The organism is Georgenia sp. Z1344, assembly GCF_049856295.1.
GTDB lineage: Bacteria > Actinomycetota > Actinomycetes > Actinomycetales > Actinomycetaceae > JB111.
The window spans coordinates 347,988-362,548 of record NZ_JBNDMZ010000002.1 but is presented as its reverse complement, the minus strand read 5'-3'; the positions used below and the strand labels follow the sequence as shown (position 1 = coordinate 362,548).

At 73.5% G+C, this 14,561-nt stretch carries 11 protein-coding genes and 1 pseudogene; all 12 read left to right on the top strand.

From position 1 onward, the window contains the following. Positions 1-132 precede the first annotated feature (132 nt). On the top strand, positions 133-1,440 hold the full coding sequence (locus ACPYO6_RS03445; protein WP_425713489.1) for an ISL3 family transposase: 1,308 nt from the start codon (positions 133-135) through the stop codon (positions 1,438-1,440). A gap of 373 nt (positions 1,441-1,813) precedes the next feature. After that, a pseudogene (gene pyrR / locus ACPYO6_RS03440) lies at positions 1,814-2,356 on the top strand (bifunctional pyr operon transcriptional regulator/uracil phosphoribosyltransferase PyrR); the annotation flags it as partial. Positions 2,357-2,550: 194 nt separating this feature from the next. Continuing rightward, positions 2,551-3,558, top strand: coding sequence for an aspartate carbamoyltransferase catalytic subunit (locus ACPYO6_RS03435; protein WP_425713488.1), 1,008 nt, complete (start codon positions 2,551-2,553; stop codon positions 3,556-3,558). Beyond that, positions 3,555-4,886: a dihydroorotase gene (locus tag ACPYO6_RS03430; RefSeq protein ID WP_425713487.1), complete on the top strand. Its 1,332-nt coding sequence runs from the start codon at positions 3,555-3,557 to the stop codon at positions 4,884-4,886. The genes ACPYO6_RS03435 and ACPYO6_RS03430 overlap by 4 nt, the downstream gene beginning before the upstream one ends. Then, positions 4,887-6,092: a glutamine-hydrolyzing carbamoyl-phosphate synthase small subunit gene (gene carA / locus ACPYO6_RS03425; RefSeq protein WP_425713486.1), complete on the top strand. Its 1,206-nt coding sequence runs from the start codon at positions 4,887-4,889 to the stop codon at positions 6,090-6,092. Beyond that, on the top strand, positions 6,092-9,439 hold the full coding sequence (carB, locus tag ACPYO6_RS03420) for a carbamoyl-phosphate synthase large subunit (protein ID WP_425713485.1): 3,348 nt from the start codon (positions 6,092-6,094) through the stop codon (positions 9,437-9,439). The genes carA and carB overlap by 1 nt, the downstream gene beginning before the upstream one ends. Continuing rightward, a complete protein-coding gene (gene pyrF / locus ACPYO6_RS03415; protein WP_425713484.1) occupies positions 9,436-10,404 on the top strand; it encodes an orotidine-5'-phosphate decarboxylase in 969 nt (322 codons plus the stop codon). Before carB ends, pyrF begins: the two co-directional genes overlap by 4 nt. 160 nt (positions 10,405-10,564) lie before the next feature. Continuing rightward, entirely contained in the window at positions 10,565-10,876 is a 312-nt protein-coding gene (mihF, locus tag ACPYO6_RS03410; RefSeq protein ID WP_425713483.1) for an integration host factor, actinobacterial type, read from the top strand. 36 nt (positions 10,877-10,912) lie between these two features. Beyond that, complete coding sequence (gene gmk / locus ACPYO6_RS03405) at positions 10,913-11,542, top strand: guanylate kinase (RefSeq protein ID WP_425713482.1); 630 nt, start codon at positions 10,913-10,915, stop codon at positions 11,540-11,542. A gap of 60 nt (positions 11,543-11,602) precedes the next feature. Beyond that, entirely contained in the window at positions 11,603-11,866 is a 264-nt protein-coding gene (gene rpoZ / locus ACPYO6_RS03400; protein ID WP_425709471.1) for a DNA-directed RNA polymerase subunit omega, read from the top strand. A 52-nt stretch (positions 11,867-11,918) separates the two neighbouring features. Beyond that, positions 11,919-13,307: a bifunctional phosphopantothenoylcysteine decarboxylase/phosphopantothenate synthase gene (locus ACPYO6_RS03395; protein ID WP_425713501.1), complete on the top strand. Its 1,389-nt coding sequence runs from the start codon at positions 11,919-11,921 to the stop codon at positions 13,305-13,307. After that, positions 13,304-14,518 carry a methionine adenosyltransferase gene (metK, locus tag ACPYO6_RS03390; RefSeq protein ID WP_425713481.1) on the top strand — a complete coding sequence of 405 codons (1,215 nt, stop codon included), beginning with the start codon at positions 13,304-13,306 and terminating at the stop codon, positions 14,516-14,518. The genes ACPYO6_RS03395 and metK overlap by 4 nt, the downstream gene beginning before the upstream one ends. Positions 14,519-14,561 lie beyond the last annotated feature (43 nt).

Sequence of the window (14,561 nt, the reverse complement as noted above, 5' to 3'; positions counted from 1 at the left end):
GGCTCTTCCGGATTGAGGGTGTAGACGGCCTGGCGCGGTGGTGAGCGAGGTGCCGGCGTGTCAGCGTCCAGATAGGGGTCGAGGTCTTCCGATGATGGGGGTTCTCACGCCACCCACCGGGAAGACCTCGACGTGCCTGACGCTACCTTCGCCCGCCCTGATCTGACCACGTTCGCTCGTCTGGACGAGCTCGGCTTGGAGGTCGTCGGCCAGCGCATCGAGCCTGGTCGGGCGGTCCTGGCCTGCAGGGTCGTCGAACCGGACAGCTGGTGCCGGCGGTGCGGGTGCGAGGGCGTCGCGCGGGACACCGTCACGCGCGAGCTCGCTCACGAGCCTTTGGGGTGGCGTCCCACGACGCTGGAGGTGAGGGTGCGTCGGTACCGGTGCACGGGCTGCGGGCACGTGTGGCGTCAGGACACGACCGCCGCGGCCGAGCCGCGCGCTCGGCTCTCCCGCCGCGGGTTGCGGTGGGCGCTGGAAGGGATCGTGTGCCAGCACTTGAGTGTCGCTCGTGTCGCCGAGGGGCTGGGGGTCTCGTGGAACACCGCCAACGCCGCGGTCCTGACCGAAGGACGCCGCGTCCTCATCGATGATCCGACCCGGTTCGACGGCGTCAGCGCCATCGGTGTCGACGAGCATGTCTGGCGCCACACCCGCCGCGGCGACAGGTTCGTGACCGTGATCATCGACCTCACCGCTGTTCGCGAGGGGACCGGCCCGTCCCGGCTGCTGGACATGGTCGAGGGCCGCTCGAAACACGCCTTCAAGCAGTGGCTCGCGGGCCGGCCGCAGGACTGGCGCGACGGGGTCGAGATCGTCGCGATGGACGGCTTCACCGGGTTCAAGACCGCCGCCGCCGAAGAGCTGCCCGACGCGGTCGCCATCATGGATCCTTTTCACGTGGTCCGCCTCGCTGGCGACGCGCTCGATGACTGCCGGCGCCGTGTCCAGCAGGACACCTGCGGGCACCGGGGCCGCAAGGGCGATCCGCTCTACGCCGCCCGCCGGACCCTGCACACCGGCGCCGACCTGCTCACCGAGAAGCAGTCCCAGCGCCTGGAGGGCCTGTTCGACGGCGACACCCACGTAGCGGTCGAGGCCGCCTGGGCCGTCTACCAGCGCATGATCGCCGCCTACCGCGTCCCCGACCGCGCACATGGTCGCCAGCTCATGGCCCAGCTCATCGCCTCCGTCAGCTCCACCGTGCCAGCCGCCCTGACCGAGCTGCGCAAGCTGGGCAGGACCCTGAAGCGCCGCGCCGCCGACGTGCTCGCCTACTTCGACCGGCCCGGCACGTCCAACGGCCCCACCGAGGCCATGAACGGCAGGCTCGAGCACCTGCGCGGCTCGGCCCTCGGCTTCCGCAACCTGACCAATTACATCGCCCGATCACTACTCGAGACGGGCGGATTCCGACCCCAACTACACCCTCGAATGTGAAGAGCCCGGATCTTCTGGAAGGGGACTCGCGGTTGCCATGCTCGGTACAAGTGTCGCTGCGGCGACAAGTGCAACGGTCGCCAGAATCTTTCGAATTGTCACAGGATGACCCGATCCCGGTGGGACACATCGGAGATGCAGAAGTCTGCGAAGGCGCCACCAACTCCCACCCTGAAGGAGGCGTCAGACACTACCCGACAACGGTCGTATCGTAGCGCGCACCACACCTTCAGGTCGAGAGTTCCGGGCGATCGCGAGGACTGCTGTCCACCGGCGAACTGCGGGGTGGCACGTCCCGGCCGAGGGGTACCATCGCTGTACCGACATCCTTTAACGATCTGTCCAGCGAGGCAGGGAAGGAGGTCACGGCACCATGTGCCCCGACCCAGCAGTACCCGGACCCGCCGGCGCTCCCGCCGGCCGCGAGGTCCTCACCGCGAGCGACATCGACCGCTCGCTCACCCGCATCGCGCACGAGATCGTCGAGCGCAACCAGGGCACGGACGACCTCGTCCTGCTCGGTATCCCCACCCGCGGCGTCCCGCTCGCGCAGCGCATCGCCGCCCGCGTCGCCCGGGCCGCGGACCTGACGGACCCGGTCCCGCACGGCTCGCTCGACACGACGATGTACCGCGACGACCTGCGCGACCACCCGGTCCGCGGGCTCGAGCGCACCGACGTCCCGGTCGACCTCACCGGCCGCACCGTGGTCCTCGTCGACGACGTCCTCTACTCCGGCCGCACGATCCGCGCCGCGCTCGACGCGCTCAGCGACCTCGGCCGCCCGCGCCGGGTCCAGCTCGCCGTCCTCGTCGACCGCGGCCACCGCGAGCTGCCGATCCGGGCCGACTTCGTCGGGAAGAACCTGCCGACCTCCCGCGAGGAGAGCGTGCGGGTGAGCCTCGCGGAGACGGACCGGACCGTCGGTGGCGCCGGCACGGCGGGGTCCCCGGACGAGACGTCCGGCGAGGCCGACTCGGTGTGGATCGTCGGCGGGACCGAGGAACACACCGTCCCCGGTGCCGAGCCGCGGACCGACCTCGGCAGCCGCGCGAGCACCGGCACAGGCACCACACCCGCCGTCACCACCGACACGGGGGAGGCCACCCGATGAGGCACCTGCTGTCCGCCGCCGACCTCGACCGGGCCGAGGCCGTCCGCGTCCTCGACACCGCCGAGCAGATGGCCGCCACGCAGCAGCGGGAGATGAAGAAGCTCCCCACCCTGCGCGGCCGCACGGTCGTCAACCTCTTCTTCGAGGACTCCACGCGCACCCGCATCTCGTTCGAGGCAGCCGCCAAGCGCCTGAGCGCCGACGTCATCAACTTCTCCGCCAAGGGCTCCTCGGTGTCGAAGGGGGAGTCCCTCAAGGACACCGCGCTCACGCTGCGCGCGATGGGCGCCGACGGCGTCGTCGTCCGCCACCCGTCCTCCGGCGCCCCGCACCGCCTCGCCCACGCCGGGTGGACGGACGTCCCGATCCTCAACGCCGGCGACGGCACGCACCAGCACCCCACCCAGGCCCTGCTCGACGCCTTCACCCTGCGGCGCCACCTCCACGCGCGCGCCGAGGACCCGGCCCCCGGGGAGCCCACGACGACGGACACCCCCGCGCCGCCGGGCAGCGACCTGGACGGTGCGCGCGTCGTCGTCGTCGGGGACGTCCTGCACTCGCGGGTGGCCCGGTCGAACGTCGACCTGCTCACCACGCTCGGCGCGGACGTCACGCTCGTGGCGCCGCCGACCCTGCTGCCCGTCGGGGTGCACGCCTGGCACGCCCGGGTCGAGCACCACCTCGACGCGGCCCTGGCCACCGGTCCCGACGCGGTGATGATGCTCCGCGTCCAGGCCGAGCGGATGTCCGCCGGCGGCGGGGGATTCTTCCCGTCCCCGCTGGAGTACCACCGCCTCTACGGGCTCGACGCCGACCGGCTCGCCGTCCTGCAACCGCACGCGATCGTCATGCACCCCGGGCCGATGAACCGTGGCCTGGAGATCTCGGCCGAGGCCGCGGACTCCTCGCGCAGCGTCGTCCTCGAGCAGGTCCGCAACGGGGTCGCCGTGCGCATGGCCGTGCTCTACCTCCTGCTCGCCGGCTCCGAAGGGACCACGTCATGACCAGCCACCTCATCACCGGCGCCCGACTCCTCGGCGCCGACCGCGCCGACCTGCTGCTCGTCGACGGCGTCATCGCCGCCGTGGGCGAGGACGCGGCCGACCAGGCGCCCGCGGACGCCACCCGGACCGACGCCGACGGCCTCGTCGCGCTCCCCGGCCTCGTCGACCTGCACACCCACCTGCGCGAGCCCGGCCGGGAGGATACCGAGACGGTCGCGACCGGTTCGCGGGCCGCCGCGGCCGGCGGGTTCACGGCCGTCCATGCGATGGCCAACACGATGCCGGTGGCCGACACCGCGGGCGTCGTCGAGCAGGTGTGGCGCCTGGGGCGCGAGGCGGGCTACGTCGACGTCCGCCCCGTCGGCGCCGTCTCCGTCGGTCTGGCCGGCGCCCAGCTCGCCGAGCTCGGCGCCATGCACCGCTCCGCGGCCGGAGTCACCGTCTTCTCCGACGACGGTCGCTGCGTGTCCGACCCCGTCCTCATGCGCCGCGCGCTCGAGTACGTCCGCACCGTCGACGGCGTCATCGCCCAGCACGCCCAGGACCCCCGCCTCACCGAGGGCGCCCAGATGCACGAGGGCGTCGTCTCCGCCGAGCTCGGCATGACCGGCTGGCCGGCCGTCGCGGAGGAGTCGATCATCGCCCGCGACGTCCTGCTGGCCGAGCACGTCGGCTCGCGGCTGCACGTGTGCCACCTCTCGACCGCCGGGTCGGTCGACATCATCCGCTGGGCGAAGGCCCGCGGGATCGCCGTCACCGCCGAGGTGACGCCGCACCACCTCCTGCTCACCGACGACCTCGTGCGCGACTACGACCCGCTGTACAAGGTCAACCCGCCCCTGCGGACGGCGGCCGACGTCGAGGCCGTGCGCGCCGGCCTGGCCGACGGGACGATCGACATCGTCGCCACCGACCACGCCCCGCACGCCGCCGAGGACAAGGACACCGAGTGGGCCGCCGGGGCCATGGGCATGACCGGGCTCGAGACCGCGCTCGCCGTCGTCACCACCACCATGGTCGAGACCGGCCTGCTCGACTGGGCCGGGGTCGCCCGCGTGATGTCGACCGCCCCCGCGGCGATCGGGCGCGTGGCGGACCAGGGTCGGCCCCTCGAGGTGGGTGCCCCCGCGCACCTCACGCTCGTCGACCCCGCGGCCCGGCGTACCGTCGACCCGGGCACGCACGCCTCGCGGTCCCGCAACTCGCCGTTCGCCGGGCGGGAGCTCGCCGGCGCCGTCGTCCACACGTTCTACGCGGGACGCGCGACCGTCACCGACGGTCGCCTGGTCGAGGACCTCGCCCCGCTGCCTACGAAGAAGGAGTCCTGAGTGAGCGCCGCGCGCACACCCGCCCTGCTCGTCCTCGAGGACGGCACGACCTACCGAGGGTCCGGCTACGCCGCCGAGGGACGCACCCTGGGCGAGATCGTCTTCTCCACCGGCATGACCGGCTACCAGGAGACGCTCACCGACCCGAGCTACCACCGCCAGATCGTCGTGATGACGGCGCCGCACATCGGCAACACCGGCGTCAACGACGAGGACGACGAGTCCGGCCAGGTGTGGGTCGCCGGCTACGTCCTGCGCGACGCCGCCCGCCGGGCCTCCAGCTGGCGCGCGACGGGCGGGCTCGAGGAGCGCCTCGCGGCCGAGGGCGTCGTCGGCATCTGCGAGGTCGACACCCGCGCGCTCACCCGCCGCCTGCGCGACCAGGGCGTCATGCGCGCCGGCATCTTCTCCGGCTCGGCCCTGCCCGCGGGCGCCGCCGACCTGCACCCGCAGGCCGTCGAGGTGCTCGTCGAGGTGGTGCGGGACGCCCCGGCGATGTCCGGCTCCGACCTCGCGGGCGAGGTCTCGACCGGAGAGCGGTACACGATCGAGCCCGACGGCGACCCGGTCGCCACCGTGGTCGCCGTCGACCTGGGGATCAAGGCGCGCACGCCCGCCCAGCTCGCCGAGCGCGGCGCCCGCGTCCACGTCGTCCCCCGCGACACCACGCTCGCGGAGGTTCTCGCCCTGTCGCCCGACGGCGTCTTCTTCTCCAACGGCCCCGGCGACCCGGCGGCCGCCGAGCACGAGGTCGAGCTGCTGCGCGGCATCCTCGATGAGAAGCTGCCGTTCTTCGGCATCTGCTTCGGCAACCAGCTCCTCGGGCGGGCCCTCGGGTACGGCACGTTCAAGCTCGCCTACGGCCACCGCGGCGTCAACCAGCCGGTCCTCGACAAGGAGACCGGCCGCGTGGAGATCACGGCGCACAACCACGGGTTCGCCGTCGACGCCCCGGTCGAGGGGGAGTCGGTCGCCCCGTTCGACGACGGCCGCTACGGCCGGGTCGAGGTCAGCCACGTCGGACTCAACGACCAGGTGGTCGAGGGCCTGCGCGCCCTCGACGTCCCGGCGTTCTCCGTCCAGTACCACCCCGAGGCCGCCGCCGGACCGCACGACGGCGAGCACCTCTTCGACCGCTTCCTCGCGCTCATGGCCGCCCCCCGCGGCGCCGAGGACGCGACCCCGACCACCTCGCAGGAGAACTGATGCCCCGCCGGACCGACCTCAGCTCCGTCCTCGTCATCGGCTCGGGCCCGATCGTCATCGGCCAGGCCGCCGAGTTCGACTACTCCGGCACCCAGGCGTGCCGGGTGCTGCGCGAGGAGGGCCTGCGGGTCGTCCTCGTCAACTCCAACCCCGCGACGATCATGACCGACCCCGAGGTGGCCGACGCGACCTACGTCGAGCCGATCACCCCCGAGGTCGTCGAGGCCATCCTGCTCAAGGAGCGCCCCGACGCGATCCTGCCGACCCTCGGCGGCCAGACCGCCCTCAACACGGCGATCGCGCTGCACGACTCCGGGGTGCTCGACCGCCTCGGCATCGAGCTCATCGGCGCGTCCGTCGACGCCATCAACAAGGCCGAGGACCGCTATGCATTCAAGGAGGTCGTCGAGCGCGCCGGCGGCGAGTCCGCCCGCTCGGTCATCGCGCACTCCCTCGACGAGGTGCACGCGGCGGCCGACGAGCTCGGCCTGCCCCTCGTGGTCCGGCCGAGCTTCACGATGGGCGGCCTCGGCTCCGGCCTCGCCTACACGCGCGAGGACCTCGACCGCATCGCGGGTGCCGGTCTGCACTTCTCGCCGACCACCGAGGTGCTCCTCGAGGAGTCGATCCTCGGCTGGAAGGAGTTCGAGCTCGAGCTCATGCGCGACAAGGCGGACAACGTCGTCGTCGTGTGCTCGATCGAGAACGTTGACCCCGTCGGCGTCCACACGGGCGACTCGATCACGGTGGCGCCCGCGATGACGCTCACCGACCGCGAGTACCAGCGGATGCGGGACATCGGCATCGCCGTGCTGCGCGAGGTCGGGGTCGACACGGGCGGCTGCAACGTCCAGTTCGCGGTCGAGCCGAGCACGGGCCGGATCGTCGTCATCGAGATGAACCCCCGCGTCTCGCGCTCCTCCGCGCTGGCCTCGAAGGCCACCGGGTTCCCGATCGCCAAGATCGCGGCGCGCCTGGCCATCGGCTACACGCTTCCGGAGATCCCCAACGACATCACCGGCTCCACGCCGGCGAGCTTCGAGCCCTCGCTCGACTACGTCGTGGTCAAGGTCCCGAGGTTCGCGTTCGAGAAGTTCCCCGCCGCCGACCCCACGCTGACGACGACGATGAAGTCCGTGGGCGAGGCCATGGCCCTCGGCCGCAACTTCACCGAGGCCCTCGGCAAGGCGCTGCGCTCGCTCGACCAGTCCGGCCAGCAGCTGCACTGGCGCGGCGAGGCGCCCGCCGGTGAGGAGCTCGCCCGGCTCGTCGCCTCCACCGCCACCCCGACCGAGCACCGCCTCGTCGACGTCCAGCAGGCCATCCGTGGTGGCGCGAGCGTCGAGGAGCTGTTCGAGGCCACGTGGATCGACCCGTGGTTCCTCGACCAGATGGTGCTGATGGAGGAGGTGGCCCGCGAGGTCGCCGACTCGCACGCGCTCACGGCCGACGTCCTGCGGCGCGCCAAGCGGCACGGGCTCTCCGACGTCCAGATCGGGGAGCTGCGCGGCCTGTCCGAGGACGCCGTGCGCGAGGTGCGGCGGGCGTTCGACCTGCACCCGGTCTACAAGACCGTGGACACGTGCGCCGCCGAGTTCGCCTCCGAGACGCCGTACCACTACTCGGCCTACGACACCGAGACCGAGGTGGCCCCGCGCGAGAAGCCGGCCGTCATCATCCTCGGCTCGGGCCCCAACCGGATCGGCCAGGGCATCGAGTTCGACTACTCGTGCGTGCACGCCACCCTCGAGCTGGCCGACCGGTTCACCACCGTCATGGTCAACTGCAACCCCGAGACGGTCTCGACCGACTACGACATCTCCGACCGGCTCTACTTCGAGCCGCTGACGTTCGAGGACGTCATGGAGGTCTACCGGGCCGAGGTCGCGGCCGGCCCGGTCGAGGGCGTCATCGTCCAGCTCGGCGGGCAGACGCCCCTCTCGCTCGCCCAGCGCCTCGCCGACGCCGGCGTCCCGATCCTCGGCACCTCGCCCGAGGCGATCGACGCCGCGGAGGACCGCGAGATCTTCGGCCGCGTCCTCGACGAGGCGGGCCTGCCCTCGCCCGCCCACGGCACCGCGACCTCGCCGGCCGAGACGCTCGCCGTCGCGGCCGAGATCGGCTACCCGGTGCTCGTGCGGCCGAGCTACGTCCTCGGCGGGCGTGGGATGCAGATCGTCTACGACGAGGCCGACCTCGGCGACTACCTCGCCGACGCGACGGTCCACGCCGGCGACGCGACCCGTCGGGCCGCCCCGCTGCTCGTCGACCGGTTCCTCGACGACGCCGTGGAGATCGACGTCGACGCCCTGTACGACGGCACCGAGCTCTACCTCGCGGGCGTCATGGAGCACATCGAGGAGGCCGGCATCCACTCCGGCGACTCCTCGTGCGTCCTGCCCCCGGTCTCGCTGTCCGCCGGCGAGCTGAGCAGGATCCGGGAGTCGACCGAGGCGATCGCCGCCGGGGTCGGCGTGCACGGGCTCATCAACATCCAGTTCGCGCTCGTCTCCGACGTCCTCTACGTCATCGAGGCCAACCCGCGCGCCTCGCGCACCGTCCCGTTCGTCGCCAAGGCCACCGGCGTGCCGCTCGCGCGCGCCGCGGCCCGCGTGATGGCGGGGGAGTCGATCGCCGACCTCAGGGACTCCGGGCTCCTGCCCGGCGTCGACGCCTCCGTGGTCGACCTCGGCTCCGCGATCGCGGTCAAGGAGGCCGTGCTGCCCTTCAAGCGGTTCGCCACCCGGGAGGGGCAGGTCGTCGACTCGATCCTCGGGCCGGAGATGCGCTCGACGGGCGAGGTCATGGGCATCGGCCCGACCCTGCCGGTCGCGTTCGCGAAGTCCCAGACCGCGGCGTTCGGCGGGCTGCCCAGCGGCGGCAAGGTGTTCGTCTCGGTCGCCGACCGGGACAAGCGGGACATCGCCGGGCCGGCCGCCCGCCTCGTCGACCTCGGGTTCGAGCTCCTCGCCACCGAGGGCACGGCGGCGGTCCTCCACCGGCACGGCATCCCGTCCACGACCGTGCGCAAGCACTCCGCCGGGCGCGGTCCGAACGGCGAGCCGACCATCATCGACCTCATCACCGAGGGCGAGGTGGACATGGTCATCAACACCCCGAGCGGTCAGGGCGCCCGCGCCGACGGGTACGAGATCCGGACGGCGACCACCGCCGTGGACCGCGCGATCATCACGACGACGGCGCAGCTGAGCGTCGCCGTGCGCGCGATCGAGGCCGAGCGGGCCGGGGCCTTCGACGTGGCCCCGCTCCAGGAGCTCGACGCCGCCCGGGACGCCCGGCTCGCCGGGGCGGGATCCGGCCCGACGACGGCCGGAGCCACGGCGTGACCGGTCCGTCCGGCGGCGCTGCGGGCCCGGTGGGATCTGCCGGTGCCCCGGGCGCGGCGAACCCGTCGGCGGCGGGCCACGTCGGCGCCGGGGACCGACCCGGGTTCGGCGCGCGGCTCGCCCGCGCGATGGACGAGCACGGCCCGCTGTGCGTCGGGGTCGACCCGCACGCGCCCCTGCTGGCGGCGTGGGGGCTGCCGGACAGCGCCGACGGCGCCCGGGAGCTCGGCCTGCGGGTCGTCGACGAGGTGGCGGGCCGCGTGGCGGCTCTCAAGCCGCAGTCGGCGTTCTTCGAGCGCTTCGGTCCCGCCGGCTGGGCGGCGCTGCAGGAGGTGCTCGCGGCGGCGACGTCCGCCGGTCTCCTCACCGTCCTCGACGTCAAGCGCGGGGACATCGGCTCGACGATGGCCGCCTACGCGGCAGCCCACCTCGGCGACGACGCGCCCATGCCCGCCGACGCGATCACGGTCTCTCCCTACCTGGGCCCGGACTCGCTCACGGAGACCGCGGCCCTCGCGCACGCCAACGGACGGGGAGTCTTCGCCCTCGCGCTCACGTCGAACCCCGAGGGCGCGGCCGTTCAGCACGCGAGCGTCCGGGGGAGTGGTGCGGGCGGCTCGGTCGCCGGCGAGGTCGCTCGTTGGGCCGCGGCCCGCAACGCCGAGGCGCGGACCGACGACGACGTGCCCGGCCATGTAGGCCTGGTCGTCGGGGCGACGACGGGCACCGCCGTCGCCGACCTCGGGCTCGACCTCACCGGCACGGGCGGGATCCTCCTGGCCCCGGGCGTGGGCGCGCAGGGCGCCGGGGCCGAGGAGCTGCGGGCCGTCTTCGGCCCGGCGCGCCACCGGGTGCTCGCCGCCGTCTCCCGGTCGGTCCTCGCCGCGGGGCCGGACCGGGGCGCCGTCGCGCGCGCTGCCCGCGAGACCGCGGGCCTCGTGACCTCCGCGCTGCGCGAGAGCTGAGGCGGGCGGTCGTCGCGAGACGTTCACCGCCCCGCCACCCGCCAGGCGCCCGCTGTCTCCCTGCACGGACCTGCGTGTTCATCTGGCGTGATCTGCGTCCCAGAGGCTAGTGTCAGCCTCTACCCCGGACCCGTGCTCACCAACTGACGAGGTGGTCGTTGTGACAGTCCCCCCGCTCACGGCCGACGAACGGGCTGCGGCCCTGGCCAAGGCCGCCGAGGCGCGTCGCGTGCGCGCCGAGGTCAAGTCCAAGCTCAAGGCCGGCGCCCTGCAGCTCTCCGACGTGCTCGACCGCGCGGCAGACGACGAGGCGCTCAACAAGCTCAAGGTCGTCGCGCTGCTCGAGGCGATGCCCGGCGTCGGTTCGTCGACGGCGCGGGCGATCATGGCCGAGTTCAACATCGCCGAGTCGCGCCGCGTGCGCGGGCTCGGGCCGCACCAGCGCTCGAAGCTGGTCGACCGGTTCGGGTAGGCGGACGCGCTCGGCGTGGGCTGCCACAATGAGGCGGTGCCCGACGAGACGACCCCTGGAGCCGACACCGATCCCGTGACGCCGCAGGCGCCCGTCGACACCGCGCGCCTGACGGTGCTCTCGGGACCGACAGCGGTCGGGAAGGGCACGGTCGTCAACGAGCTGCGCAGGCTCTACCCGGACCTCTGGTACTCGGTCTCGGCGACGACCCGGCCGATCCGTCCCGGCGAGATCGACGGGGTGCACTACCACTTCCTCACGCCCGCCCAGTTCGACGAGGCCGTCGACTCCGGGGGCATGCTCGAGTGGGCGGTCGTGCACGGGGTCCACCGGTACGGGACGCCGCGGCGCGCCGTGGTCGACCAGCTCGCCACGGGGCGTCCGGTGCTCCTCGAGCTCGACCTCCAGGGGCATCGACAGGTGCGTGCCGCCATGCCGGGGGCGCGCCACGTGTTCCTCGCGCCGCCCGACCGCGCCGAGCTCGTGCGCCGGCTCGTCGGCCGGGGGACCGAGACCGAGGAGGAACGGGCACGCCGGCTCGCCACGGCCGACGTCGAGCTCGCGTCCGTGGCGGAGTTCGACGAGATCATCGTCAACTCCGACGTGACCGAGGCCGCACAGGCGCTCGCGTCACTCATGGGCCTGGTCCGGGCGCCCGCGCGGTAGCATGGGAGGCCGTGCGCCCGCCGCCAGCCGCGGCGGTGCGCCCACCACCGAGGAGGACCCATGGCTGGAACAGTCGCCGAGCCCATCGGCATCACGGACCCGCCGATCGACGAGCTCCTGACGACCGTCGACTCGAAGTACGCACTCGTCATCTACGCCGCCAAGCGCGCGCGTCAGATCAACACCTACAACCAGCAGCTGCAGGACGGCCTGCTGGAGTTCGTCGGCCCGCTCGTGCCGTCGGCGCCCGAGGAGAAGTCGCTCTCCATCGCGCTGCGCGAGATCAACGCCGGCCAGCTCACGCTCACGCGCACCGAGGACTGACCCGGTCGTGACGGCGGGGGAGCAGCGTGAGGGCGACCGCGCCCCCCGCCGTCTGAACGTCGTCCTCGGCGTCACCGGCGGCATCGCGGCCTACAAGGCGCCCCTCGTCCTGCGCCTGCTCACCGAGGCCGGGCACCGCGTCCGCGTCGTGCCCACGACCACCGCCCTCGCGATGGTCGGCGCCCCCACCTTCGAGGCCCTGTCCGGCCAGCCCGTGCGCGCGGAGGTTCTCGACGGCGCCACGGCGGTCGACCACGTCGACCTCGGCCGGCACGCCGACCTCGTCCTCGTCGTCCCCACGACGGCGAACACCATGGCCCGGGCCGCCGCCGGACTCGCGGACGACCTGCTGACGGCCACGCTGCTGACCGCCACGTGCCCCGTGCTCCTCGCACCGGCGATGCACACCGAGATGTGGCAGCACCCCGCGACCTGCGCCAACGTGGCCACCCTGCGGTCCCGCGGCGTCGCCGTCCTCGACCCGGACTCCGGCCGCCTCACGGGCGCCGACACCGGTCCCGGCCGCCTGCCCGAGCCCGAGCGCATCGTCGCCGCCGCGCTCGCCCTCGTCGGCCTCTCGCCCGATGGCCGCGAGATCGCCCGCGCCGACCTCACGTCGGCCGGGACCGACGCCGTTGCCACCCCCTCCGGCACGAGCGGTGCCGGCGCGACCATCCACGGGCTGCCCGACGTCGACGCCGGCGGCGGTCCCGGCCCGATGGCGTCGGGCGCCTGCCCGCCGAGGCGGCAGGACCTTGCGGGCCGCCGCGTCGTCGTCTCCGCCGGCGGTACCCACGAGCCGCTGGACCCGGTGCGGTTCATCGGCAACCGATCGACGGGACGCCAGGGGATCGCCATCGCCCGCGCGGCCGCCGACCGTGGCGCCCGGGTCACCCTGCTCGCCGCCAACGTCGAGGCGGCGCTGCTGCCCGACGAGCTGGCGATCGACGTCGTGCCCGTGGGTTCTGCGCTCGAGCTCGCCGACGCCGTGACCGCGGCCGCCGCCGAGGCCGACGTCGTCGTCATGGCCGCCGCCGTGGCGGACTTCCGCCCGGCGGAGGCGGGCACGTCGAAGGCGAAGAAGGACGGCAGCGGCAGGCGCACGATCGAGCTGGTCGAGAACCCGGACATCCTCGCCGGCCTCGCGGCGGACCGTCCCCGGGCGGACCAGCTCGTCGTCGGTTTCGCGGCGGAGACGGGTGACGAGAGCGGCAGCGTGCTCGAGCACGGCCGCGCCAAGGCGATCCGGAAGCGCGCCGACCTGCTGGCCGTCAACGCCGTCGGCGTAGGCGTCGGGTTCGGGGACGTCGACACGGAGCTGACGATCCTCGACGCCGCGGGCGAGGTCGTGGCCACCAGTGCCGGCAGCAAGGACCAGATGGCGGACGCCCTGCTCGACGTCGTCGTCGACCGCCTGGCCGCGCCTACGATTGGGCAGTGACCCAGCTGCGCACCTTCACGTCCGAGTCCGTCACCGAGGGGCACCCGGACAAGATCTGCGACCGCATCTCCGACGCGATCCTCGACGAGCTGCTGCGGGAGGACCCGGAGGCGAGGGTCGCCGTCGAGTGTCTCGTCACGACCGGTCAGGTCCACGTGGCCGGCGAGATCCGCACGGAGGGGTACGTCGACATCCCCACGATCGTGCGGCGCGAGATCAGCGCGATCGGGTACACGTCCTCCGAGGTCGGGTTCGACGGCCGGTCGTGCGGCGTGTCCGTGAGCGTGGGGGAGCAGTCGGCCGACATCGCGGCCGGCGTCGACAAGTCCCTCGAGACCCGCGACGACACGGGCGAGATCGACCCGCTCGACGTGCAGGGCGCCGGCGACCAGGGCCTGATGTTCGGGTACGCGACGGACGAGACCGACAGCTACATGCCGTTGCCGATCCACCTCTCGCACCGCCTCGCCGAGCGCCTCGCCCAGGTGCGCCGCGAGGGGACCGTCGCGTGGCTGCGCCCCGACGGGAAGACCCAGGTGACGGTCGGCTACGGGGACGCCGGCCCCGAGGCGGTCACCGGCATCGTCGTCTCCACGCAGCACGACGAGGACGTCACCCAGGGCATGCTCGACGACGCCGTGCGCTCGCTCGTGGTCGACCCGGTCCTCGACGCCGAGCTCACCGGCGCGGCGTCCGGTGTCGACGCCGGCGGCCTGGCCGTGCTCGTCAACCCGACCGGCAGGTTCGTCCTCGGCGGCCCCATGGGGGACGCGGGGCTCACCGGACGCAAGATCATCGTCGACACGTACGGGGGCATGGCCCGGCACGGCGGCGGCGCCTTCTCGGGCAAGGACCCGAGCAAGGTCGACCGCTCCGCCGCGTACGCCATGCGGTGGGTGGCGAAGAACGTCGTGGCTGCCGGTCTCGCGCGGCGATGCGAGGTCCAGGTCGCGTACGCGATCGGGCAGGCGGCCCCGGTGTCGATCTACGTCGAGACCTTCGGCACCGCTGCTGTCCCCGAGGAGGCGATCGAGCGGGCCGTGCGCGAGGTCTTCGACCTGCGTCCGCTCGCCGTCATCCGCGACCTCGAGCTGTTGCGGCCGATCTACCGGCCGCTCGCGGCGTACGGCCACTTCGGCCGGCCGAGCCTCGACCTGCCCTGGGAGCGCCTCGACCGCGTCGACGCCCTGCGGTCCGCCGCGGGGGTCTGAGACCGCTGCCTCGACCGTCTGCCGGCCGGTCGGGCCGGGGGCC